Raw genomic sequence first — 24,160 nt, forward strand, 5'->3', positions numbered from 1 at the left:
AAATTATAAACTTCTTTAATCAAAAATTTCATCTAAGATGAAAAAGCTGTTATTATCATCCATTATCGTAATTATTGGTATTACGTTTCTCGGCAGGCTTTCCTATCTGCAGATATTCAGCTTTTCCCCTGACCAAGTTTTAGAAGACCCCGCAATAAAACGGGTATATGATTATCCTGAGCGCGGTTATATTTACGATAGAAATGGGGAGCTTTTAGTAGGTAACGATCCAGCTTATGATGTCATGGTTATACCTCGTGAGGTTCGTGAGCTAGACACATTGGAACTTTGTGGACTCCTAAAAATAGATAAAGAAAAATTTAAAAAGGAACTACGCAAAGCTACGATTTATTCCCCACGACTTCCTTCAGTTTTTGTTCCTCAACTCTCCAAAGAAGATTACGCAAAACTTCAGGAGAAAATGCGCCATTATGCCGGTTTCTACATCCAAAAACGTTCACTACGCTATTATGATACTAATAGTGCCGCAAACGTATTGGGTTACATTAGTGAAGTAAACGAACGTGATTTGGCAAAAAACCCCTATTACGTACAGGGTGAACTTACCGGCCGTACAGGTGTAGAAAAAGTATATGAGGATATTTTAAGAGGAAGAAAGGGCGTACAATACATTCAAAAAGATAGGTTCAACAGAGATATTGGACCCTACAAAAATGGAACCTTGGACACCTTACCGGAACAAGGTTTTGAAATAAATATTACTATAGACAAACATCTTCAAGAGTATGGAGAGCGTCTTATGCACGGAAAATGGGGCGGTATTGTTGCCATTGAACCGTCTTCCGGAGAAATATTATCCATGATTTCAGGGCCTACCTATGACCCGTCTCTTTTAGTAGGGAGAAAAAGATCTGCTAATTATAGCAAGCTACACTACGATTCAATCTCCAAACCAACGTTTGACAGATCTATTTCGTTTGAAAAAAGTCCAGGTTCTCCATTCAAGGCCATTAATGCTTTAATTGCATTGCAAGAAGGAGCTATTACACCATCTACTACATTTACTTGTCACCACGGCTTTTTTATCGGTAGAAGTAAAAAGGGCTGTCACTGTGGTGGTGGCGTAAGAACGTTGAACAACGGAATCTACAAATCATGCAACGCTTATTTTGTAGGTGCCTATAAAAAATTATTTGAACAATTCCCATCCAATAGCGACGCTATGGATGCCTGGGAGAAGCATGTTAGAAGTTTTGGACTAGGGTCTTATCTAGGCTCCGACCTTTACACGGGAAGGCCTGGTAGTGTTCCCAGTACCGCCCTGTACAATAAATGGTACGGAGAAGGAGACAAAAGATGGTCTGCCACTACCACCTACTCCAATGCCATTGGACAAGGAGAGGTAAACGTTACCCCAATACAGTTGGCCAACATGACCGCTGCCATAGCCAACAGAGGCTTTTTCTATACGCCTCATGTTCTTAAAAAAATAGACGGCAAAGAAATAAGTATCCCAGATTTTGTAGAGCCAAAGCACACTACTATTGATAAGCGACATTTTGAACCTGTAATTCAAGGTATGGCAGACGTTTATCACAAAGGAACGGCACAATACATACAAATACCGGATATTGAAATTGCAGGAAAAACCGGTACCGTAGAGAATTTTATAAAAATAGATAGCGTCAAGACCCAATTAACGGACAACTCGGTTTTTGTGGCCTTTGCTCCAGTAGAAAACCCCAAAATTGCCATAGCCGTATACATTCAAAACGGATACTACGGATCTAGGTACGCCGGACATATTGCCTCTTTGATGATTGAAAAATACCTTAAAGGCGAAATCACCCGAAAAGACCTGGAAAAAAGAATGCTAGAGCGAACTTTGGAAAGTGAATACGCTAAACCATACAGTGGCAAAGAATTTAAAATAAACGAATACGATTGGAGCAAGCATTCTATAAAGTACCAAGAACAAGCAACCCAATCAGAACAATAGCATATGGCCGGTAAAAGTGTCCTTAAACGTATTGATTGGCTTTCTGTTCTATTTTACGTACTACTTCTAACCATAGGTTGGGTAAACATTTATTCAAGTACTTTTTCGGAAAGTGACTCTTCCATATTTGATTTTGGAACTCTACATGGCAAGCAACTTTTCTTTATACTTACCAGTTTTGCATCTATTGTAATCCTCCTTGCTCTTGAGGCCAACTTCTATGAACGGTTCTCCAGTGTACTCTATATCATATCAATGGTACTACTACTGGGCTTATTTGTCTTTGGAAAAACCATAGCAGGAGCTACCTCCTGGTATGATTTGGGCTTTTTTAACCTTCAGCCATCCGAGCTGGCAAAAGTAGCAACAGCCTTGGCCTTGGCCAAATACTTAAGTGATATACAGACCGATATAAAACGAAATAAAGATCAGCTCTACGCCTTCTTGATTATTTTAATTCCGGCTATATTGATTATACCTCAACCTGACCCGGGTAGTGCACTAGTCTTTTTCTCTTTAAGTTTTGTGATTTTCAGGGAAGGCCTACCTATCTACTATCTAGGGATTGCCTTTTTTGCCATCCTTATTTTCGTAACAACCTTAATGTTCGGTACCATTTGGATTACCATAGGCATTGCTTTGATCTTGATACTTTTCTTTCTATTAAAAAAGAAAAAATTTAAAGTTCCAATAATACCTACCGCAATAGCTGTTGCTGTAACCATTCTGTTTTCCCTTTCCGTTGATTTTGTTTTTAACAACGTTTTTGAGCAACGCCACCGTGACCGGTTCAGTCTTTGGTTACGTCTTGAAAAGGACCCTGCCAAACTGGAACACATTAGAAAAACCATTGGCTACAACACGTATCAATCTGAAAAAGCGATTGAATCCGGCGGTTTTTTTGGCAAAGGCTTTTTAGAAGGAACACGAACCAAAGGTGATTTTGTACCTGAACAGCATACAGATTATATTTTTAGTACCGTTGGCGAAGAATGGGGTTTCCTGGGAACGGCAACCGTGGTACTTCTCTTTACTTTCTTATTACTAAGACTTGTTTATCTCTCGGAAAGACAGAAAACCGGTTTTGCCCGAATGTATGGTTATGGGGTAATTTCTATTCTACTCATACATTATTTTATAAATATTGGTATGGTAATAGGTGTACTTCCAACAATTGGTATTCCCCTACCCTTCTTTAGTTATGGTGGATCAGGGCTATTGTTTTTTACGGCCCTCCTATTTATTTTCTTAAAATTGGATGCCAACCGCCTTAAGGAAGGTATTTAGAATATAGCAACGATAAAGACGAATAGCACCTGTTAGAATTTAAACTTCCAACTGCTAGTATCTACCGTACTTTCTACCTTATTCTGAAGTTGTTTAGGAAGCCTTTCAAAAAAATCGATGCCTGTCCGTTTTTCTACCTCATCAACAGAAACACTAAATTGTTTTAAAGGTTTCGTGCTCTGCTTTACTTCCATCAAAAAGGCTAGCACCTTTAGGTTCTCCCCAGCTCCACGAGATATAATTTTGTAATAATATTTAGGCACATCTACATCTTCATCCCCTATCTCTTCCAAGCCTTTTTCCAAAACTCCGGCAGTAACCACAAAAATCTCTCCGTATTGTTTGGCCCACATACGCACTTGCATCTCCAGTTCATTCCATACTCCTGCGTTAAATTCGCGATTTTGAGGACTAATATTACTCGTGTAAAATGTTTCATTATAGGCCTGCTTGGAGAATCTTCTATCTCCCGCCGGGCACAAATGCCCTCTATCATAACCGGAACCCTTATAATTTCTCCAATCTGCAGATTTTGTTCTTACCTTGGGATCCTCAATAAAATAAGGACGCTTACGGTCATCATAGGTCAAGTGTTCTTTCTTTAATGTGTACGCCACCCATTCCGCTTGCTCATAAGGTTCATTATACGATAGTGTATAATGACTGTGCTCAACCACATCTCCTGTTGTTGAACTAGGCATAAGGGTACCGGTTATGGTGGTTTTTGGTCCATTTTCGGTTTGCTGCGAATAGGTATCCGGTGTATAAAAATTTTCGAATAACCAAAAAGCCCCTATACAAACCAACATTAGAACAGAGTAGATGAGCTTATTCTTTTGAGTCTTATTCATTCTTCAAATGTACTATAAAATCAATAGGTGTTGAACGAGTATAAATGTAAGTAAACGCTAAAAAATTCGACAAATAAGTACATTTCATACAATGCAATGTATTTATTTTGTACTATCTAATTCAATGAACAATTAGTTTAAAAGAAAGGAAAACTATGCTTACATGGAAAGATGTAATCAATTTTAGTGTTAAAGGGAATCCACAGCCGGACAGAAGAGTAGAGAAGACCGAGGCAGAATGGCGTGAACTCCTTACTCCTGAACAATTCAGGATTACCCGAATGAAGGGTACGGAACGGGCACACACTGGTGCACTTTGCAGTGCACATGATGCAGGCAAATACAACTGCATCTGTTGCAACGCACCGTTGTTCGATTCTACCATCAAATTTGAATCAGGTACAGGTTGGCCCAGTTTTACTCAGCCTATAAAAGAAAATGCTATTAAATATGAGAAGGATTCCTCATTTGGTATGGTACGCGTAGAGGTCATGTGCAATACTTGTGATGCACATCTAGGACACATTTTCCCCGACGGGCCCGAACCTAGCGGATTACGCTACTGTATTAATTCAGAATCTATGCAATTACAAAAAGAAAGTCTTAAAAATGAGCAATAAAAATCTAGAAATAGCCACACTTGGCGGCGGATGCTTTTGGTGTATAGAAGCTGTCCTGCAAGAATTAAAAGGAGTTGAGAAACTAGTATCCGGTTACACGGGCGGTACCGCTCCCGGAAAACCAACATATAAAGAAGTCTGCTCAGGCCTTACAGGTCACGCAGAGGTGGTTCAGGTTACCTTTGACCCTTCGATAATTTCATATCAAGATTTACTGATTGTGTTTATGACCAGTCACGACCCTACTTCGCTCAATCGCCAAGGGGGAGACGTAGGAACACAATACCGTTCCGTAATTTATTACCATAACGATACGCAAAAGGAAGTTGCCGAAACCGTAATTAAAGAGTTGGCATCTTATTTTGAAGATCCTATAGTTACAGAATTGAGTCCGCTGCCCGTTTTTCACGATGCAGAAGACTATCATCAAGATTATTACCGCAACAACACCGCACAAGGTTATTGTAGCGCCGTAATTACACCGAAACTGGCAAAACTAAGGCAAATGCATGCTGATAAGTTAAAACAGCCGTTAACTAGCTCGTAACCAATTTAGCGCAGCTAATCTACAGGAAACCGTAATTGGCCTGTACAACTTCAAAAAATGGGTTTTAAGAAAGTAATTTTATCTAACAATCTTAAAACCCATTTCTATGAAAACCACACAACTTTACTACCGTGTTGCCCTATCTTTATTTTCATTGGCCATCATATATGCTGTAGCCAACTCCTTTTTTAATTACGAAGCCGTAGTTATGAAATTTGAAGATTTAGGCTACCCTTCTTATTTAATATTTGTATTGGGAACGGCTCAATTACTAGGTCTTTCCGTTCTCATTTTTAACAAAAGCTCTTGGATAAGAGAATGGGCCTATGCCGGCTTTTTCTTAAATCTAGCGTTTGGTATAATTGCACATCTAATGGTAAAAGATGGAAATGGCGTCCCGGCCGTATTCTGTATTATTGCCCTTTACGTGACATTCGTACAAAATAAAAAACTTAATGATCAGGCTACATCTGCAACTGAAGACACACATACTAAACCTACGCTAAAAACTGTAGCATGATTTGGGCGCTACAGCTTTATTTATTGCGACTTAAAAGACCTGCTGAACAGCAGGTCTTTTTATTTTAGCACCACCGCAAGTCCACATCATATTTTACGACTAAACTTATAGACATTATTTACTATGGAAAAGATAGCTTTAGGTGGTGGGTGCCATTGGTGTACGGAAGCAGTATTTCAGTCTTTAAAAGGTGTTAACAAAGTTGAACAAGGTTTTGTATCATCTACGGGGATACATACTAGTTTCTCCGAAGCAGTCGTGGTTCGCTTTAACCCTAGTATCATTACTTTAAAGGACTTAGTAGAAATACATCTTCACACCCACAAAAGCACTTCCAACCATAGCATGCGCACCAAATATAGATCTGCTATCTATACGTTTTCTGACCAGCAGTTGCACGAAGCGAATGCCATTTTAAACGAACTACAAGTGGATTTTAAGGATAGACTCATTACGAACGTACTTCCTTTCGATTCCTTTAAACCCTCTACGGTTGCATTTCAAAATTACTACTACAGCAACCCTGAGAAACCGTTTTGTCAAAATTATATAGACCCAAAAATTAAACTGCTCTTTAAGAAGTTCAGTATACACGCAAAGGCAAATTCAATTGCGAACCTCTAAATAAAAAAGCCCTGACACAAAATGCATCAGGGCTCATTCTATATAAAAATATGTTTTCTATCCTTTTACTGCGGCCAGTTTGCCGTTCTCAATTTTATTGTTCTTTAAATCTTCAAGTACATTGACAGCTTCCTCTACATAAACATCCTTAGCCAAAGCTTTATGCCATCTGTCACGTTTTTCACGTAACACAGAATCTTTAACGAACAACTCTTCTTCATACTTTAAGGAAGCAAAAGTCAACTTAGAATCATATTCATTGATTGCCTTAAAGTAATCTGACTTTTTCTTGTGTTCCTTCTCGTCTGCACGATAAGCATCATAGTTCAAAGAAATCTCCATCTCATCACTTTCGGACTTCAACCATTTAGCGTTTTCCTCAATTAGCTTGATCTGCGGATTATTTGCCATTCTTTTAGTACTGTTGGCAATAGTTTGATCGTAATCTATATACCCTTCCCAAGGCTTGTAATCCGCCGGAGAAATTTTATCCCATTTTAAAGGATTGGCTTGATCTCTCTCACCAAGATCTATATAGCTGTACTTGTCCGGAACCACAACATCACTCTTAACACCTTCCAATTGGGTAGAACCACCGTTAATACGGTAGAACTTCTGGGTGGTTAACTTAATAGCTCCTAGATCTCCGTGATCGTTACTTCTAACTATGTTGTCCAAAGGAATTACGTTCTGTACGGTTCCTTTTCCAAAGGTCTGTTTGCTACCAATAACAATAGCCCTTTTATAGTCCTGCATCGCTGCCGCCAAAATTTCCGAGGCAGAAGCGGATAGTTCGTTTACAAGTATAACAAGTGGGCCGTCCCATTGAATACGCTCATCTTTATCATCATACACATCCTTACCTTTTCCTGAAGAACGTACCTGAACAATTGGGCCATCTTTAATAAAAAGACCGGCCATTTCAACAACGGTCTTTAACGACCCTCCACCGTTATCCCTTAAATCTATGATAAGACCTTCCGCACCTTCTTCTTTTAAACGCTCTACCTCCTTAGCTACATCGGTAGCAGCATTTCTTTCTGTATAATCATCAAAATCTACATAGAATTTAGGCAAATCTATTATTCCAAACTTTTCATCGCTCTTAATAATACTTGCCGATTTGGCGAAAGACTCTTCTAGCTCAACCACATCTCTAGTAAGCTCTACAGTATCTAAAGACCCATCTATCTTACGCACGGTAAGTTCAACTATGGTACCTTTTGGGCCTTTTATCAGTTTAATGGCATCATCCAAACGCATACCTACAATATTGATAGGCTCTTCTCCTTCTTGACCTACTTTTATGATTTGGTCTCCAACTTCCAATCGGGCATCACGCCATACCGGACCACCGGAAATGATATCTACAATCTTAGCACCTTCTGGTTTTTTCTGCAAACGTGCACCAATACCTTCAAATTTACCGGACATGCTCGTATCAAACTTATCTTTTTCATCCGGAGCAAAATAGTACGTATGCGGGTCAAATTCGTCTACAATAGTGTTTATATATTGAACGAACCAATCCTTACGTTCCAAATCATTTACAAAATCAAAAAATTCATCTAGTGTTTTTTTGGTAGAAACCCTAGCTGCCTTTTCAGCATCTTTGGGTGTCATTGGCTTAGCACTAGAACCTTCTTTTTCCTCAACGACATCTCCTCTTTCAACGCCTTTCATTTTAGAGTCATACGTTCCTAGAGTTGCATATTTAAGTTGTTGCCTCCAACGTTCCTTCAATTCTTTTTTAGAAGTAGCGAAACTCATTTTCTCGTAATCGATATTTATGGTTTCGTTTTTATTGTAATCAAAAGGCTTCTCCAGCACCTCTTTATAGATAACCTTTGCTTCCTCCATACGTTGTACCAATCTATCATACACTAGGTTGAAAAATGTGATATCCGTACTTTTGATTTGATCGTCCAATTGAAACTTGTACTGCTCAAATTCTTTGACGTCCTCTTCCAAAAAATATCTTTTGGTCGGATCCAAAACATCAATAAAATCCTCAAAAACACTTACCGAAAAATCGTCATCAATGTTTTTGGGTTCATAATGTCCCTTTTCCAATACATAAGTAATAAGGTCTAAAAGCAGTTTATCTTTATCATCAGTTTCAAAAGATTTATTGGTAAAACTGCATGAAGCAACAGATATAAGCATTACCAAAAGAGAATAGGCAAGATTCCTTTTCATATAATTTTTTTTCGAAATTTTTAAAATAACCAATCTTGGGGAAGATTGAGATTTTCACACTTAAAAGTAATGAATTCCCTAAGATACTGAAAAAACCATGCCACCTTTAGAGGGGATACACTAATTTTTTGTTAAACGAACTTAGGTCGTTGTGTTCTGTAAACGTATTTTTGCCCTATAAAGTATTCAGCATGAAAAAACCTTTGATCTTAGTAACTAACGATGACGGAATTACAGCTCCAGGTATACGTGCTTTGATTAAGTATATGAAAGAACTGGGCGATGTTGTAGTAGTTGCTCCAAACGGACCGCAATCTGGCCAAGGACACGCAATTACCATAGACAATACGTTGTATGCCAATAAAATTGTGGTAGACAAAAAAAATGGCGCACCTATCGAATACAGTTGCAGCGGTACACCTGCAGATTGTGTAAAAATGGCACTTCAGGAATTATTGGACCGTAAACCGGATATTTGTGTAAGCGGCATCAACCACGGATCCAACTCGTCTATAAACGTTATATACTCGGGTACCATGAGCGCTGCTATTGAGGCCGGCATAGAGGGCATACCTGCCATAGGTTTTTCTTTATGCGATTACTCGTGGCATGCAGATTTTAAGCAAGCAGGGCATATCATCAAAAAAATAGTTAGCGAATCCTTGGCCAATGGCATTCCAAAAGGAGTAGTACTGAACGTTAATATTCCTAAGGCCCAAAAAGAGGATATCAAAGGAATAAAAGTTTGCAGACAGGCACGTGCCAACTGGAAAGAGAAATTTGACAAACGCACCAGCCCAGGTGGAAAGGATTATTACTGGCTAACCGGTGAATTTGAACTATTGGACAAAGGCGAAGACACGGATGAATGGGCCTTGGCCAACAATTACGTATCCGTTGTACCTACCCAATTTGACCTTACGGCCCATCATGCAATCCAGCAACTTAATGGTTGGCAATTTGAGTAACTAAAATTCGTTTCTTAAAGAAATATAACTTTACAGTACCAAACAGGATTGAATGAACTTAAAAATTATGAACGTTAAAAAAGAGCTTGCCATAGGATTTTTAGTAGGTATAATTGCCAATACCATTGGCACTTTACTCTATATCTTGTTATTTTCGGACTTTGGTATTGCCGAAACTTTTGAAGCAGCTATAGAACAAGGTCATATTGGCAGTCTTTTGGCCCTGGGAGCCATTCTTAACCTTATCGCTTTTTTTGGCTTTTTAAGAATCCGTAGAGACAACAGGGCTAAAGGTGTTCTTATTGCTACACTTTTAACCGCATTGGCCATTTTGTACTATAAAATCTTTTAGCCGTAAATTAACGGTAAAGAACATACGAATTTTGCCCTAACCGAGTTCTCCTTTTAAAAGGGCAAGGTATAAACTGTATTAATTTGTAATGAAGTATTATATAATAGCAGGTGAAGCGTCTGGAGACCTCCACGGCTCCAACCTTATGAAAGCCCTAATCACCAAAGACCCAGGTGCCAATATTCGCTTTTGGGGAGGTGACCTTATGCAACAGGCAGGAGGAACTTTGGTAAAACATTACAAAGAAATGGCCTTTATGGGCTTTCTGGAAGTCCTTATGAATTTAGGTACAATTGCCAAAGCTATTAAATTCTGTAAGACGGATATTCAACAGTTTCAGCCAGATGTTATTGTTTTTATTGATTACTCCGGCTTTAATCTCCGTATTGCCAAATGGGCCAAAGAACAAGGATTTAGAACAAATTACTATATATCTCCGCAAATATGGGCCTCAAGGGAAGGACGTATAAAAGACATCAAAAGAGATATTGATGCCATGCATGTTATTCTTCCTTTTGAAAAAGAGTTCTACGAAAAGAAACACAATTACCCAGTAAATTTTGTGGGGCATCCACTTATTGATGCCATTGAAAATAGAATTCCGGTTGATGAGCTCCAATTCCGGCAGCAACATAAGTTAGACTCAAAAAAACCGATTATAGCGCTACTTCCGGGTAGTAGAAAGCAAGAAGTACAGAAGATGCTAACGGTAATGTTATCCGTCATCAAAAATTTTTCGGCCTATCAATTTGTAATTGCAGGAGCACCTAGCCTTGACCATGATTTTTACGGGCCCTTTCTAAAAAATCCCAACGTTAGTTTTGTAACCAACAAAACCTATGACCTTTTAAGTATTGCCCATGCAGCCTTGGTTACCAGTGGAACGGCTACATTGGAGACCGCTATTTTTAAGGTGCCCCAAGTAGTTTGCTATAAGGCGAATTGGCTTTCGTACCAGATTGCCAAACGAATTATTACCCTTGAATATATATCGCTTGTGAACCTTATTATGAAAAAAGAAGTGGTAAAAGAGCTTATTCAAAACAATTTGACCACCAAAAACATAAAGGCCGAATTAAATAAAATACTTGATGGACCTGCACGTGAGGCCCAAATTGAAGCCTACAACCAACTTGAAAAAAAATTGGGCGGTAGAGGAGCAAGTGTTAATGCCGCTACCCTTATTATAGAAAATGTTTAATTTTAGTATAAGTCCATCTAGAAACGTATCCATTTACATGCTTCGCAAACTCCTATATATTCTAATTATCTGCCTTGTTGCCAGCTGTGGGGCCTCAAAAAAGAAAACGGCTCAAAACCAACCCAGAAGAGTAACGGTTGCGGCCAAACCCATGGATGCCCCAAAAAGAGAAAAGAAACCTAGCAGGAACGTAACGGTAGCCAAGCGTTCAAAAGCAGATGATGTTATAGATTCAGCATTAAAATTTTCAGGGGTTCGTTACAAATTTGGCGGAACGACCAAAAAAGGAATGGACTGCTCCGGATTACTTTACGTTGCCTTTGGCGAAAATGATGTAAAGCTACCTCGCACCTCATACCATATGGCCGAAGAGGGGAAAAACATTCGCGTGCGCGATGTTGAAAAAGGCGATTTACTTTTCTTTAAAACAAGTAAACGCAGTAAACGTATCAACCATGTAGGCATGGTTGTTTCCGTTGAAGGCGATGAAATTAAGTTTGTACATTCTTCCTCCTCTAGAGGTGTCATAGTTTCTTCCTTACGCGAAGGATATTGGAACAGTGCCTTTATAAAAGCTACCCGAATTCTGTAAATGAGATTGCTTCGCTTCATACCCATAAAATTGACACTCGTTGTCATTTTGGGTATTGTGGCAGGAAACTATCTAAACCTAGACATACGCTTTCCCCTATTTGCTCGCATTATTCTTCTAGTTCTATTGGGTTTTTCACGTTTCAAGGATAAAAAAAACGAATCCCATAGTTTTGGTTACTTAGCCATTTTAACCACATTTTGTATTGGCCTATTCGCTGCCGGGTTGGCACAACCAAAAAATCAAACAAACCATTACCTTAATACAGATTTTTCCGGAAACCGCATTTGGCACATCAAAATTTCGGAGGCACTAAAACCCAGCTCCTATTCGGAGAGATATATTGGCAAGGTACAAGCGCTGGACCAAAATTATGCGGAAGGGAAAGTCTTGCTCAGTTTTTCGAATGATTCTATGCTCAAAAAACTTCAGGTTGATGATGAGATTGTACTATTTAGCTCCATAGGTGAAGTAAAAGCGCCATTAAATCCACATCAATTCAATTATAAGAATTATTTAGAGGATTTGGGTATATTCCATCAATTCAGGCTAACAGGCAGCCAGTTTATTACTCTTGACTCTCCTTCCACCACTATTTACGGCATGGCAGCCAATGCGCGTACCCATATCATTTCTCAACTTAAAAAAGCCGATTTCGGCCAAGAGGAACTGAGCATAATTCAGGCATTGCTTCTAGGGCAACGCAACGACATATCCGAAGAAACCTATACCGATTATAAAAACGCAGGAGCTGTTCATATTTTGGCTGTTTCAGGCTTACACATAGGGATTCTATTATGGATTTTACTATTTTTTCTAAAACCTTTGGAACGTCTGCCTAGAGGCAAAACTTTAAAACTGGTCTTAACCGTGCTTTTGCTTTGGGGCTTTGCCTTCCTTTCTGGTTTATCTGCATCCGTAGTGCGGTCCGTTACCATGTTTTCCTTTGTAGCCTATAGCATGTATTTAAACCGCCCGAACAACACCTTTAACATACTGGCTTTATCCATTTTCTTTATTCTATTGGCCATCAACCCAAACCTTCTTTTTCAAGTGGGTTTTCAAATGAGTTATGCTGCCGTTTTGGCTATCGTTTGGCTCTACCCGCTTTTTCAAAAATTGTGGTTTCCAAAACACAAGCTCGTGAGGAAGATATGGCAGCTCTTGTCCGTTAGTATTGCGGCACAGTTGGGAGTGTTGCCCATAAGCCTGTTTTACTTTCATCAATTTCCGGGTCTGTTCTTTATTAGCAACCTACTCATTGTTCCCGCATTGGGAATTATCCTTGGGATGGGAATTTTAGTTATTTTCTTGGCACTAATTGGCCAATTATGGGGTGAACTGGTTATCATCTATAATGCCCTGATCGGCTGGATGAACCAAATTATACACTGGGTTGCCCAACAGGAAGCCTTTATCTTTAAAAATATCTCTTTTGATGGCGTTCAAATGGTATTGGCCTACACCATACTTTTTAGCTGCGTAATTTTATTCACCCGTCCTAACTTTAAAAAAGCGATTGCACTCGCAACGTTTATGGTGGGGTTTCAACTATGGACGATTTATACGAATTACGAAACTGCCCGCAAGAACATTTTATTTATTGGGCATCAAACCAAAAATACGGTAGTAGTACACCAAAACGGGCACCATACAATTGCTGCAACTCGTGACACCCTTAGCGTAGGGAACATGCTAAATGATTATAGTGTAGCGGAACGAACAACTAATACAACCTACTCCACAGTTAAGAACAGTTATAAGTGGGGAAACAAGAACGTTTTAATTATTGATAGTCTAGGTGTTTACCCCACAAGGGAAACCTCCGTAGATTACCTTATTCTTACCCAATCGCCTAAGCTAAATCTCGAAAGGGTCATTTCATCCATACAGCCAAAAAATATAATAGTAGACGGCAGCAACTATACTTCTTATGTAAATAGATGGAAAGAAACCTGCCTAAAACAAAAACTCCCTTTTCACGCTACAGGCGAAAAGGGAGCTTATTATTTTGATTAACGTAATTAAACGTGTTTCTCTATTTCAAAATCTTCCTGTCCTCCTGAAATTCTAGTTTCTCCGTCTTCCGCACCATGGGCCAATCGCTTTAATGGTTTTAACATGGCGATAACCAAAAGCCCAATTAGAGACCAAATAACGGCTATACCTGTAAAGATTTCAAATTCACCAAGTGATTGTGACGCCTGTCCTATTAGACCTGCCACTTTGTTCCCAAGGCCTGTTGCCGCCCAATATAATCCCATGATAATGGAGGCATATTTAAGCGGTGCCAATTTAGTTATGTAGGATAACGATACCGGAGACGCACAAAGCTCCCCAATAGTATGAAGTAAATAAGCTAATATCAACCAATACATAGCGGAAGAACCGTTGGCCTCATATTGCAAGGATGCTGCACTCATAAACCCGAAACCAAGGGCCATAACTATTAGACCTACGGCTATTTTAAAAATTGACGAAGACTCTTTGCCGGCCTTACGCCATTTTAACCAAAAGGCACCCACCACAGTAGCCAAAGTGATAATGAAGAATGAATTCACCGACTGAAAAACCGATGCTGGAATTTCAAACAGACCAAAGAAATTACGATCCGTTTTTTGCATGGCATATAAGTTCATTAGTCCACCAGCTTGTTCAAAGGCCGCCCAGAATAAAATAATCAATAGAAATGAAATTAAGAGAACCTTTATCCTATCCTTCTCTATACTCGTTAAAGGTCTGTCCAAAATTTCACGATCAGCGGCATTGTTCCTGCTAATTAGGTTACCAACGTGCGTCAAATATTTTTGTCCCCAAATATAAACGGCCTGCCCCATGAACATACCTATAGCGGCCAAACCAAAGCCGTAGTGCCAGTTTATGTTCTCCCCAACATAACCACATAAAATTGGAGCAAGGAAACCACCTATGTTAATACCCATATAAAAAATATAAAAGCCTAAATCGCGTCTTTCGTCCTTAGGCTTGTAGAGTCCCCCAACCATTGAGGATATGTTGGGTTTAAGGCAGCCCACCCCTAAGATTATAAAAAAGCACCCTAAATAAAACGAAGTCTCGGAATTCATTGCCAAAATAGCATGTCCTAAACACAAAAGTATTCCCCCGAGCATAACGGTCTTTTTTTGCCCTAAGAACCTGTCCGCAATCCATCCACCGGGAATCGAAGAAACATACACCAACATGGTATACCACCCATAAAGAGCAAGTGCCTCATCATTACTCCAGCCAAAACCTGCATTGCTAGAAGTAGTCTCCGCTACCAGAAACAAGGTAAAAAGTGCTCTCATCCCATAGTATGAAAACCGCTCCCACATTTCAGTAAAGAATAGAATATATAAACCTACCGGATGCCCGAACAGTTCCTTTTCATGCGGTGCCTTTTCTACTATTGCCATAAATATGTTATTTGTTTAATTGGATTTGTATCAAAACTAGATCAAGATGCGATTAAATTACGCTTTAAAACGTTTCATACCTCTTGAGTCTGTAAACTTCTGTTGTTGGTCTGGGTTTCTAATTTTCAGGGTTCAACAAATTTTCCTGTAAAAAATTAGTCATTTTATTGAATAAGTGCACTCTGGTATTTCCTCCATAAATGCCGTGGTTCTTATCTGGGTAAATGGCCCAATCAAATTGTTTATTGGCCTGCACCAGTGCTTCTATCATGCGCATTGAGTTCTGCACATGTACATTGTCATCACCGGAACCATGAACCAACAGGTAATTCCCTTTTAACATTTCTGGATAGTTCAAAGGAGAGTTTTCATCATAACCGGCCGGATTTTCCTCCGGAGTACGTAAAAAACGTTCTGTGTAAATGGTATCGTAAAAGCGCCATGTAGTTACCGGAGCAACTGCAATGGCCGTTTCAAAAACATCATTCCCTTTTAAAATACAGTTGGTAGACATGTGACCTCCAAAACTCCATCCCCAAATTCCGGTTCTATTTTCGTCTATATACGGCAACTTGCTCAATTCTTTAGCAGCTGCAATCTGGTCTTCGGTTTCATATTTTACAAGATTTAGATAGGTAGACTTTTTAAAATCCGCACCCTTAAAACCCGTTCCCCTACCGTCTACACAAGCAACCACATAACCCCGTGATACCAATTGCTGATGCCACAAATCCCTAGCATCCAACCAACGGTTTACCACGCTCTGTGAACCTGGACCACTATATTGGTACATTAACAACGGGTATTTTTTTGCTGGATCAAAATCTTTAGGCTTCACCATATACATATTTAGCTCATTGCCGTTAATGGTAATGGTAGAGAATTCCTTTTCGCTGATTTCGTATCCTTTCAACTTTTCAACTAAAGCATTGTTATTTTTTATTTCCTTTACCTTTTTCCCGTTTAAAGCTTTGTGCAGCATATAAACAGGCGGTGTACTTGCATTGGAATAGGTGTGTATAAAATAAGTGAAATCTGCACTAAAATCGGCATCATTGGAGCCTTCCTGTGCTACCAAAGCCTTTTTGTTCTTTCCGTTGGTTTCAATACTGTATACACCACGGTTAATTGAGCCGTTTTCCGTAGATTGGTAATAGACCTTATCCTCATTCTGATCATAACCATAGTATTGGGTCACCTCCCATGGCCCCTTGGTTATTTGGTTTACAAGATTACCATCCTGATCATGAAGATAGATATGGTTGTAGCCGTCTTTTTCGCTTGTCCAGATAAAACTATCGTCCGCCAGAAACGTAAGGTTATCCGTGATATCTATATACGCTTTGTCCTTTTCCTCTAAAAGTACGGTAGCCGCATTATTTTTAGCATCTACGGAATACAATTTTAAATGGTTCTGGTGCCTGTTGAGCACCTGCACACTTAAATAATTAGAGTTGTTCATCCATTTGATACGTGGAATGTAATATGCATCCCCAAAATCTACCGAGGCTGTGGTTTTAGCCTTTACATCGTATAAATGCAAACTTACTTTGGCATTTGCCTCGCCGGCCTTAGGATATTTGAATGTTTCCTGAGTAGGATATAAATCCGTTCCAAAAACATCCATAGAAAATTCGGGCACATCCGTTTCATCAAAACGTAAAAAGGCTATTTTGGTACCATTGCTATTCCAATCAAAAGCCCTGACAAAAGCAAACTCCTCTTCGTAAACCCAATCCGTTACACCATTAATGACTGAGTTTTTCTGACCATCTGTCGTAAGCTGTTCCGTAGTTCCGGATGCCAAATCAAATAAGTAGAGGTTGTTTTTGGCCACGTAGGCCACCTTTGTTCCGTCCGGAGCCAGCTTTGGCTCTTGGATTTTTGTATCTGAAACTTCGGTTAGTTTTTTGGTCTTTAAATCATACACATAAAAGATGCCCAGTGTTGAATGTCTATAGATAGATTCTAATTCTGTTGCCAATAACAACTGAGATTCATCATCACTGAATTGGTAGGAGCTAAAACCTTCTATTTCCTGTAAATTGGCAGAACTAACAATGGTTTCTACCTTTTTCTGCGTAGCGTAATCAAACTTATCAATGGTTGTAGTCCCATCTGCACCCCAATTCAACAGGGTATATTGCTTACCGTTTTTCATGGACCTTAAGGCATCCAACCTTTCAATTGAGAACTCACCTCCGTATACTGCCTCTACTGTAACTTGTTTCTTTTGCGCATAAGAAATCGCCAAAAAGGCGAATACAAAAGAGACACTCAAAACTATTTTTCGCATAGAATGTTATAAAAAAGATTAAATCGCCCAAGTTTAGTGATAATTTTACAAAGAATTAAACTTTAAATCATAAAAATCCCTTGTTTTATCGAGGTTAATCGCAATCATAGGTATAAACCATTATCATTATCTTTACCCACCGAAACCAAATGTTATGACCAAGCCCATAGAGGGATTCTCAAAACTGACCAAAGAGCAAAAGATAGATTGGCTAACGGCCTCTTATACGGCCGATCCAGAAGCAGCAAAAAGCCTACTCAAAAGGTACTGGAACACAGCCGAAGACGTGCAACAACTGCATGACGAGTTTATAGAAAACACAGTCACCAATTACTATCTTCCATTTGGAATTGCCCCAAATTTTTTAATCAACGATAAACTTTATGCCATTCCCATGGCCATTGAAGAAAGCTCCGTAGTTGCTGCAGCAAGTAAAGCGGCAAAGTTCTGGCTAGAAAAAGGCGGGTTTAAAACCCAAGTTTTGGGTACCGAAAAAATAGGTCAAGTACATTTCATATACCAAGGCAACAAAGAACACCTTACCTCTTTCTTTGCTCATATAAAACCAAAGCTACTTTCCGAAGCCTCCTCCATTACCAAGAACATGGAAAAACGAGGTGGCGGCATCAATAGCATTGAACTGAGGGATAAAACTAATGCCCTGGACAACTATTACCAATTGCATTGCACGTTTGAGACGCTTGATGCTATGGGCGCGAATTTCATAAATTCCTGTCTAGAACAATTTGCTAAAACTTTTAAGGAAGAGGCGAGTTCGTTTTCTCTTTTTACCGAAAAAGAAAAGGCTATTGAAATTGTAATGAGCATCCTTTCCAATTATGTTCCTAATTGCTTGGTTAAAGCCGAGGTAAGCTGCCCGATTACAGAATTGAAGATAGGAAACAGCGAAGCAGCTCTTCAATTTGCAAAAAAAATGGTACAAGCGGTAAACATAGCCAAAGTAGAACCCCATAGGGCCGTTACCCACAATAAGGGTATTATGAACGGTATAGATGCGGTTGTACTGGCCACAGGAAACGATTTTAGGGCCGTAGAAGCCGGTATCCATGCCTACGCAGCCAAAGATGGTTCTTACACCAGTCTCACCCATGCTTCCATTGAGAATGACACCTTTAAATTTTGGATCGAGATTCCTATGGCTTTAGGGACAATAGGCGGACTCACCAGTTTACATCCTCTTGTAAAATTAGCCATGGAGATATTAGGTAAACCGTCCGCTAAAGAATTAATGCAGATTGTTGCCGTTGCCGGTTTGGCACAAAACTTTGCCGCAGTACGCTCTCTAGTCACCACAGGTATCCAAGAAGGGCACATGAAAATGCACCTATTGAATATCTTGAACCAATTGGGAGCCACCGAAGAAGAAAAGAAAGCATTGACCATTTATTTTAAGAAACATCCGGCTACCCACAATGCCGTGGTAGAAGCGTTTGAAAAGCTCAGGAACACCAAATGACAAGAGAGTACTACAGTAACGGAAAACTACTCTTAACGGGAGAATATGCCATATTAGACGGCGCATTAGGTCTTGCTATACCTACTGCATATGGACAAACGCTAAAAGTAACCCCTACCCAAAGCCAACAATTAATTTGGAAAAGCCTGGACAACGAAGAAAAAGCTTGGTTCAAAACTTCGGTTGATATAGGTGAATTAGCAACTGATAAAAAAGAAGTTACAAGCGAAACCGTAGAAACGGTACTTTTAAATATACTAAAAGAGGCAAAAAAATTAAACCCTAACTTCTTATCCAAAACTACAGGGCTAGAAGTTGAAACTAAATTGGATTTTCCAAAGGATTGGGGTTTAGGGTCATCATCAACCCTTATAAATAACATTGCGCAATGGGCAGAGGTAGATGCTTTTCAACTCTTGTGGAATGCTTTTTCCGGAAGTGGGTATGATATTGCTTGTGCCCAGAATAACAGTCCTATCCTCTATCAGGTTAAGGAAAAAATTCCAACAATAAAACTGGTTGCTTTCAATCCTAAATTCAAAAAACAACTTTTCTTTGTTCACCTAGACAAAAAACAAAATAGTAGGGAAGGGATTGCCCAATATCGAAAAATGGAGTTTGACCATATCAAACTCACCGAAAGTATTACCCGATTAACCTTAGAAATAACGGAAAGTAAAGATTTGGAAACTTTTGGGAGTCTACTGGAACGCCATGAAGCCCTTTTGTCCCGAATATTACAGACCAAGACCATAAAACAACAACTTTTCCCTGACTACTTGGGAACTATAAAGAGTTTAGGCGCTTGGGGCGGCGATTTTATTCTTGCCATTGGCAATAAAGATACTCCAGATTATTTTATAAAAAAGGGCTACCGTACGGTAATTCCCTACGATAAAATGGTACTATAAAAAAAGAGCCTTTCAATATTGAAAGGCTCTTTTTTTTGTATTGTTAGACCACTATCTAGTAGAAAGCAGCTCTTTTGTCCTCAATCTCCGAAGCATCTTTTAATGCATCGTATACTGCAGTATTAACTCGTGCTTCACGTGAAGTTTTTACGGAAGTAGCGTACATACTATAGTTATCCAGTTTTGGCGCTTCGGTCTTCTTGGTAACCGTTAACTTATAAACTCCGGTGTTACCTTCTATAAGCTCAGAAGTAGCACCTTCTTTCATTGCAAAAGCAGTACCTACAACAGCAGGTTCAGACCCAGCTCCAGGAATTGTTGGAGACTTAACAGTTAACGCAGATGCCGTTGAGGCGCTTACGTTATTATCTTTTGCCAAATCTTCAATTGATTTTCCTTTGTTCGCCGCTATAATTTGTGCCGCTTTACGTTCTTTTCTAAGTTTAGGAAGAACTATAGCAGAGGCATCCTCTACAGACATAAGGCCTTCTTTGTATGCCTTTGTTACTTGAGCAACAGCATAACCACCGGTTAAATCAAAACGTTTGATATCCCCAATATTAGTCTCTTCCTGAAAAGCCCATTGTACAATACTTCTTTGTGCACCAAGACCTGGCAAGTTTTCATCTGTAGCCTTTATCTTGTTTACAGGGCGAACCAAGTATTCATTTTCTTTGGCTAAATCTGAGAACGCCTTGTTAGATTCAATAGACTCCATTTCAAATTTAGTAGCATCTGTAAACAACTTATTAGTTGTTTCCTCAGAAGGTTCTATCTCACGAGCCAAGGTAGCTATTTGAACAATATCCTCTTTATCATCTATTTTAATAACATGGAAACCAAAATCAGTTTCAACCATACCAATAGTGCCTACTTTATTTCCAAAAGCAAAATCATTAAAAGCAGGTACCATTCTACCCTCTTGAAAATATCCTAAATCACCTCCGTTTGGTGCAGAAGGACCGTCTGAATTATCACGCGCCAACTCTACAAACTTGGCATCTTTCTTTTTAGCCTCTCTTAACAAACGCTTTGCTTCGGCCTCAGCCTCTTCTTTGGTTCTTGTTACTTCAGGATTGGCACGTTGTGCTCCTTCATAAGCAATAAGAATATGGCTTGCCTTTACAGAACCTCCTGGCTTTCTGGCCACCATTTTAGAAACTTTAAAGAAATCGCCATCTCTATAAGGACCATACATTTCTCCAACCTGCAAAGTCATTAGCGTATCTGCAAACTTAGCAGGAAGCTGCTTCTTAGATTTGTAAATAGTATCAAATTTCACATCTGAATTACGATCTAAAAATGCCGCTAAATCCGTTGTATTCCTGAAACCAGCTACAGTATCATTTTTATCCGTTTGAGTATTGTACTCAACTGTATCGTCCATCAATTTTGTAATGGCATCCTTTACTGCAGTCTCATCTGCGGCAGAAGGCTTCTCCTGAAAGTATACAAACTGAATATCCCTAGCTGGTTCTTGTTTGAAATCTTCCTTATGATTATTGATGTAAGTCTGAATCTCACTTTTAGAAACAGAAATAGTACTATCCGGAATAGAAGTGAACGGAATACGTACATACTTAACATCAACCTTATCATTGGCCAATTTGTAATCTAGCTCACCTTCTTTTAAAGTGGCACCAACTCCGGCCTTGATCAAGTTAAAATACGTCTGCTGTTTTGCGCTTTGAACAATTGCTTGTTCATCTTGCAACCAAAGATTGTACTGCTCCGGATTATTCAACTTAAGCTCAGCAATAAAATTTCTGAATTTGTTCTGGTCAAAAACACCACTTTCATTCTGGAATTGTGGGCTCTGAGCATATGACGGAATAGTTCCAATGTAGTTTAGAATTTGATCTTGCTCAATATCAACCCCTAAATCCTGAAACTGCTGTCCTAAGATGGCATTACGTACCTCTTGGTCAAACACTTGGTTTACGGTCTGCATTGTAGAAGCGTTGGCAGAACGTCTAGAAGCAATATCTACCTTTTGGCGAAATTCATCTATTGAAATTTCCTCTCCATTAATTTCGGCTATACTAGAGCCTACTTTACCACTAACATCTCCGTTGACAAATACACCGGATATTACAAATGCGAAAAGGGCCAAGCCTATAATCAGTATTAGAACGGTTGTCCGTTTTCTTATATTCTCTAAAATTGCCATTAATTAGGGTTTTGTTTAATCAGTTTGCGAAATTAACATTTTTCCTTCAATTTATAAAGGATTGAAAAACTATTCTTTATCAAGGATTTGTAAGAACACTAAATCAATTTTTGTGTTCGATACTTCAATTATTTTGAACATGAAATTTTCTATTTGGATTTCTGAATTTTGCTCGGGAATTTCACCTGTTTCACTCACAATTAATCCGCCAAGTGTCTCATACTCTTCACTTTTAGGAAGCTCCAATTTATAGACTTCATTTATGTAGTCAACCTCTAACCGCGCCGAAAACTTAAAAGTATTATCCTCTAATTGTTCTTCAATTAGATCGGTAGTGTCATGCTCATCTTCAATTTCACCAAAGAGTTCCTCAACAATATCCTCTACGGTCATGATTCCTGAAGTACCTCCGTACTCATCCAGAACCACTGCAATACTCTTTCGTTTTTTGGTCAACACATTAAGAATATCCTGAATAAGCATGGTTTCGGGCACAAACTCAACCGGCAAAAGAATACTCTTTATGGTTTTTGGCTTTTTAAATAGCTCATACGAATGCACATAACCTATAATATTATCTATAGTATCTTTATAGACCAAAATTTTAGAATAGCCTGTTTCCGTAAAAAGTTTTGCCAGGTTTTTTGGTGTCTCATGAAGTTCAACTGCCATGATTTCTGTACGGGGCACCATTACTTCGCGTGCTTTTAAGGCAGCAAATTCCAAGGCGTTCTGGAAAATTTGAATCTCGGAATCTACTTCGTCCTCCTCTTCTACGGTTTCCATCTGCTCCGTTATATAATCCCCAAGTTCTATTTTGCTAAAAGCCAATTGCACATCGTCCCCATCTGTTTTGAAGAACGCTTTTAAAATAGCATCGGACACCCAAATTACAAAATCGGAAATCACCGAAAAGATAATATAAAAAAGATAGGCCGGTATGGCCAAAAATTTGAGCAAGGTATTGGAGTAAATCTGAAAGAGTACTTTTGGCAAAAACTCCGCAGTAAAGAGGATAACCAACGTAGATATGACCGTTTGGGTTACCAGACTAAAATCTCCCAACACTAAATTGAGAAACTCGCTTTGGGAGGGCACCATACTTTGAAACCACCCCATGAGCAGGTCGCCCATGAACAACCCATAAATAACCAAGGCAATATTATTGCCAATAAGCATAGTTGCAATAAACTTAGATGGCTTTTTGGTTAGGCGAGTTAACACCTTGGCCAAAAGACCTTCCTGCTTCTTTTCTATTTCAATGTGAATCTTATTGGCGGAAATGAACGCTATCTCCATACCTGAAAAAAAGGCCGAAAACAGCAGCGATGAAACAATAATCAAAATGGCAGCTTCCACAGCTTATTGTTGGTTATCTTGTTTGCGTTGTTCAAACTTTTTCCTGTAATTTCTTCTGAACAGAAACATTCCTATTGAAACCGCAGCGAAGAACATAAATAAATAAGTGCCTTCCCTATCCGTATTCCAATCCGTAAAAATTCTATACAACGAGAAAAAGGCTACTGCCAAATATAAATATTCGGTATATCTTAAAATCTTAATCATCCGATTCTTCTTTAATAGTCATTAAGCCATATGTTTTATGGGCGTTGAAGAAACTTAAGTCTTTATTAAAATCCATTCCTTCACCATCCATGATAGTTCCATCTTCGGGATTTGTAAACTTAAAACTCTCTTGGGTAAAAATCCAATTATCATCCTGATCCCAAAACAATTGCGGGGTTTCCAATTTCTTGCCGTCATGGCTTTCTATGACCACATTGCCTTGTAAATCTATTACATTTGTGGCAGAATAAATAATTCCGTAATCGGCTTTAATAATACTCTTCTCCCCTGCTTCATTAAAATAATCTACCAACAAACCTTTTGGAAAGGTACGGTACGGAAATTCCTGATTGTTGTAATCCTCGTTTAAGGGACTTGTTAGAACCGCAATTACACGGGTTGAAGTAGAATCTTCACTCTCAAGCATTTCCTTGGCCTCTGTATACGTGGCCGTAAAATTTTCGGTAATACCCATAGGATACACCAAAGGTGCTTTCTCCTGACCGGACCTTTTATAGTTATCCTGACAAGAAAAAAAAACTATTGCCATGGTAAGAACCATGGCAATAGTTTTAAGATTATATCCGTAAGATGAAATCATCT

General features: G+C 39.0%; 21 protein-coding genes. 13 read left to right on the top strand and 8 right to left on the bottom strand.

Annotation, left to right across the window (positions count from 1 at the left end; translation table 11 throughout):
- Window positions 1-37: 37 nt before the first annotated feature.
- Window positions 38-1,960: a penicillin-binding protein 2 gene (locus tag Q4597_RS00590; RefSeq protein ID WP_215437898.1), complete on the top strand. Its 1,923-nt coding sequence runs from the start codon at window positions 38-40 to the stop codon at window positions 1,958-1,960.
- Window positions 1,961-1,963: 3 nt separating this feature from the next.
- Window positions 1,964-3,247, top strand: a complete 1,284-nt coding sequence (gene rodA / locus Q4597_RS00595; protein ID WP_303404364.1) for a rod shape-determining protein RodA — start codon at window positions 1,964-1,966, stop codon at window positions 3,245-3,247.
- A 32-nt stretch (window positions 3,248-3,279) separates the two neighbouring features.
- On the opposite strand, the gene Q4597_RS00600 is transcribed toward rodA, so the two are convergent.
- The gene (locus Q4597_RS00600; RefSeq protein WP_303404365.1) at window positions 3,280-4,098 is read right to left on the bottom strand and encodes a DNA/RNA non-specific endonuclease; all 819 of its coding nucleotides are present in this window, start codon (window positions 4,096-4,098) and stop codon (window positions 3,280-3,282) included.
- 155 nt (window positions 4,099-4,253) lie between these two features.
- On the opposite strand from Q4597_RS00600, the gene msrB reads away from it, so the two are divergent.
- From msrB to Q4597_RS00620, 4 genes are all read left to right on the top strand, one after another.
- On the top strand, window positions 4,254-4,718 hold the full coding sequence (gene msrB / locus Q4597_RS00605; protein ID WP_215437891.1) for a peptide-methionine (R)-S-oxide reductase MsrB: 465 nt from the start codon (window positions 4,254-4,256) through the stop codon (window positions 4,716-4,718).
- Window positions 4,708-5,265 carry a peptide-methionine (S)-S-oxide reductase MsrA gene (msrA, locus tag Q4597_RS00610; RefSeq protein WP_303404366.1) on the top strand — a complete coding sequence of 186 codons (558 nt, stop codon included), beginning with the start codon at window positions 4,708-4,710 and terminating at the stop codon, window positions 5,263-5,265. The genes msrB and msrA overlap by 11 nt, the downstream gene beginning before the upstream one ends.
- A gap of 106 nt (window positions 5,266-5,371) precedes the next feature.
- Window positions 5,372-5,785: a DoxX family protein gene (locus Q4597_RS00615; RefSeq protein ID WP_289037087.1), complete on the top strand. Its 414-nt coding sequence runs from the start codon at window positions 5,372-5,374 to the stop codon at window positions 5,783-5,785.
- A gap of 123 nt (window positions 5,786-5,908) precedes the next feature.
- A complete protein-coding gene (locus Q4597_RS00620) occupies window positions 5,909-6,409 on the top strand; it encodes a peptide-methionine (S)-S-oxide reductase (protein WP_303404367.1) in 501 nt (166 codons plus the stop codon).
- A gap of 57 nt (window positions 6,410-6,466) precedes the next feature.
- Here Q4597_RS00620 and Q4597_RS00625 read toward each other — a convergent pair whose 3' ends face one another.
- Window positions 6,467-8,608, bottom strand: a complete 2,142-nt coding sequence (locus tag Q4597_RS00625) for a carboxy terminal-processing peptidase (protein WP_303404368.1) — start codon at window positions 8,606-8,608, stop codon at window positions 6,467-6,469.
- A 191-nt stretch (window positions 8,609-8,799) separates the two neighbouring features.
- Between Q4597_RS00625 and surE the strand changes: the two genes are divergently transcribed.
- The 5 genes from surE to Q4597_RS00650 all read left to right on the top strand — a co-directional run bounded on the left by surE (window position 8,800) and on the right by Q4597_RS00650 (window position 13,740).
- Window positions 8,800-9,576 carry a 5'/3'-nucleotidase SurE gene (gene surE / locus Q4597_RS00630; RefSeq protein ID WP_215913833.1) on the top strand — a complete coding sequence of 259 codons (777 nt, stop codon included), beginning with the start codon at window positions 8,800-8,802 and terminating at the stop codon, window positions 9,574-9,576.
- A gap of 67 nt (window positions 9,577-9,643) precedes the next feature.
- Window positions 9,644-9,928, top strand: a complete 285-nt coding sequence (locus Q4597_RS00635; RefSeq protein ID WP_215914040.1) for a hypothetical protein — start codon at window positions 9,644-9,646, stop codon at window positions 9,926-9,928.
- 88 nt (window positions 9,929-10,016) lie between these two features.
- Window positions 10,017-11,129 (top strand): lipid-A-disaccharide synthase, encoded by a 1,113-nt coding sequence (lpxB, locus tag Q4597_RS00640; protein ID WP_303404369.1) that lies wholly within the window; start codon window positions 10,017-10,019, stop codon window positions 11,127-11,129.
- A gap of 37 nt (window positions 11,130-11,166) precedes the next feature.
- Entirely contained in the window at window positions 11,167-11,721 is a 555-nt protein-coding gene (locus Q4597_RS00645; RefSeq protein WP_215437870.1) for a C40 family peptidase, read from the top strand.
- Entirely contained in the window at window positions 11,722-13,740 is a 2,019-nt protein-coding gene (locus Q4597_RS00650) for a ComEC/Rec2 family competence protein (RefSeq protein WP_303404370.1), read from the top strand.
- Between the two features lie 5 nt (window positions 13,741-13,745).
- Here the strand turns inward: Q4597_RS00650 and Q4597_RS00655 are convergent, their stop codons facing one another.
- Complete coding sequence (locus Q4597_RS00655; protein ID WP_215437864.1) at window positions 13,746-15,137, bottom strand: peptide MFS transporter; 1,392 nt, start codon at window positions 15,135-15,137, stop codon at window positions 13,746-13,748.
- Window positions 15,138-15,255: 118 nt separating this feature from the next.
- A complete protein-coding gene (locus tag Q4597_RS00660; protein WP_303404371.1) occupies window positions 15,256-17,433 on the bottom strand; it encodes a S9 family peptidase in 2,178 nt (725 codons plus the stop codon).
- Window positions 17,434-17,587: 154 nt separating this feature from the next.
- Between Q4597_RS00660 and Q4597_RS00665 the strand changes: the two genes are divergently transcribed.
- The gene (locus Q4597_RS00665) at window positions 17,588-18,910 is read left to right on the top strand and encodes a hydroxymethylglutaryl-CoA reductase, degradative (protein ID WP_303404372.1); all 1,323 of its coding nucleotides are present in this window, start codon (window positions 17,588-17,590) and stop codon (window positions 18,908-18,910) included.
- Window positions 18,907-19,821, top strand: coding sequence for a GYDIA family GHMP kinase (locus Q4597_RS00670; RefSeq protein ID WP_303404373.1), 915 nt, complete (start codon window positions 18,907-18,909; stop codon window positions 19,819-19,821). The genes Q4597_RS00665 and Q4597_RS00670 overlap by 4 nt, the downstream gene beginning before the upstream one ends.
- A 55-nt stretch (window positions 19,822-19,876) precedes the next feature.
- Here the strand turns inward: Q4597_RS00670 and Q4597_RS00675 are convergent, their stop codons facing one another.
- The 4 genes from Q4597_RS00675 to lptC form a co-directional block, all read right to left on the bottom strand.
- The gene (locus Q4597_RS00675) at window positions 19,877-21,991 is read right to left on the bottom strand and encodes a peptidylprolyl isomerase (protein ID WP_303404374.1); all 2,115 of its coding nucleotides are present in this window, start codon (window positions 21,989-21,991) and stop codon (window positions 19,877-19,879) included.
- Between the two features lie 69 nt (window positions 21,992-22,060).
- Window positions 22,061-23,290 (bottom strand): CNNM domain-containing protein, encoded by a 1,230-nt coding sequence (locus Q4597_RS00680; RefSeq protein ID WP_252735838.1) that lies wholly within the window; start codon window positions 23,288-23,290, stop codon window positions 22,061-22,063.
- A 63-nt stretch (window positions 23,291-23,353) separates the two neighbouring features.
- The gene (locus tag Q4597_RS00685) at window positions 23,354-23,557 is read right to left on the bottom strand and encodes a hypothetical protein (protein WP_215437852.1); all 204 of its coding nucleotides are present in this window, start codon (window positions 23,555-23,557) and stop codon (window positions 23,354-23,356) included.
- Complete coding sequence (gene lptC / locus Q4597_RS00690; RefSeq protein ID WP_303404375.1) at window positions 23,550-24,158, bottom strand: LPS export ABC transporter periplasmic protein LptC; 609 nt, start codon at window positions 24,156-24,158, stop codon at window positions 23,550-23,552. Before lptC ends, Q4597_RS00685 begins: the two co-directional genes overlap by 8 nt.
- Window positions 24,159-24,160: the final 2 nt, after the last annotated feature.

Origin of the sequence: Zobellia sp. 1_MG-2023, from assembly GCF_030549125.1 — a bacterium.
Lineage (GTDB): Bacteria > Bacteroidota > Bacteroidia > Flavobacteriales > Flavobacteriaceae > Zobellia > Zobellia russellii.

Coding starts and splice junctions, on each gene's coding strand:
- Q4597_RS00675 (WP_303404374.1), bottom strand. CDS start 21,991: ATGGCAATTTTAGAGAATATAAGAAAACGGACAACCGTTCTAATACTG.
- Q4597_RS00620 (WP_303404367.1), top strand. CDS start 5,909: ATGGAAAAGATAGCTTTAGGTGGTGGGTGCCATTGGTGTACGGAAGCA.
- Q4597_RS00685 (WP_215437852.1), bottom strand. CDS start 23,557: ATGATTAAGATTTTAAGATATACCGAATATTTATATTTGGCAGTAGCC.
- msrA (WP_303404366.1), top strand. CDS start 4,708: ATGAGCAATAAAAATCTAGAAATAGCCACACTTGGCGGCGGATGCTTT.
- Q4597_RS00615 (WP_289037087.1), top strand. CDS start 5,372: ATGAAAACCACACAACTTTACTACCGTGTTGCCCTATCTTTATTTTCA.
- Q4597_RS00645 (WP_215437870.1), top strand. CDS start 11,167: ATGCTTCGCAAACTCCTATATATTCTAATTATCTGCCTTGTTGCCAGC.
- Q4597_RS00665 (WP_303404372.1), top strand. CDS start 17,588: ATGACCAAGCCCATAGAGGGATTCTCAAAACTGACCAAAGAGCAAAAG.
- Q4597_RS00635 (WP_215914040.1), top strand. CDS start 9,644: ATGAACGTTAAAAAAGAGCTTGCCATAGGATTTTTAGTAGGTATAATT.
- Q4597_RS00660 (WP_303404371.1), bottom strand. CDS start 17,433: ATGCGAAAAATAGTTTTGAGTGTCTCTTTTGTATTCGCCTTTTTGGCG.
- Q4597_RS00655 (WP_215437864.1), bottom strand. CDS start 15,137: ATGGCAATAGTAGAAAAGGCACCGCATGAAAAGGAACTGTTCGGGCAT.
- Q4597_RS00625 (WP_303404368.1), bottom strand. CDS start 8,608: ATGAAAAGGAATCTTGCCTATTCTCTTTTGGTAATGCTTATATCTGTT.
- Q4597_RS00590 (WP_215437898.1), top strand. CDS start 38: ATGAAAAAGCTGTTATTATCATCCATTATCGTAATTATTGGTATTACG.
- Q4597_RS00680 (WP_252735838.1), bottom strand. CDS start 23,290: ATGGAGATAGCGTTCATTTCCGCCAATAAGATTCACATTGAAATAGAA.
- Q4597_RS00650 (WP_303404370.1), top strand. CDS start 11,722: ATGAGATTGCTTCGCTTCATACCCATAAAATTGACACTCGTTGTCATT.
- lptC (WP_303404375.1), bottom strand. CDS start 24,158: ATGATTTCATCTTACGGATATAATCTTAAAACTATTGCCATGGTTCTT.
- Q4597_RS00600 (WP_303404365.1), bottom strand. CDS start 4,098: ATGAATAAGACTCAAAAGAATAAGCTCATCTACTCTGTTCTAATGTTG.
- msrB (WP_215437891.1), top strand. CDS start 4,254: ATGCTTACATGGAAAGATGTAATCAATTTTAGTGTTAAAGGGAATCCA.
- surE (WP_215913833.1), top strand. CDS start 8,800: ATGAAAAAACCTTTGATCTTAGTAACTAACGATGACGGAATTACAGCT.
- lpxB (WP_303404369.1), top strand. CDS start 10,017: ATGAAGTATTATATAATAGCAGGTGAAGCGTCTGGAGACCTCCACGGC.
- Q4597_RS00670 (WP_303404373.1), top strand. CDS start 18,907: ATGACAAGAGAGTACTACAGTAACGGAAAACTACTCTTAACGGGAGAA.
- rodA (WP_303404364.1), top strand. CDS start 1,964: ATGGCCGGTAAAAGTGTCCTTAAACGTATTGATTGGCTTTCTGTTCTA.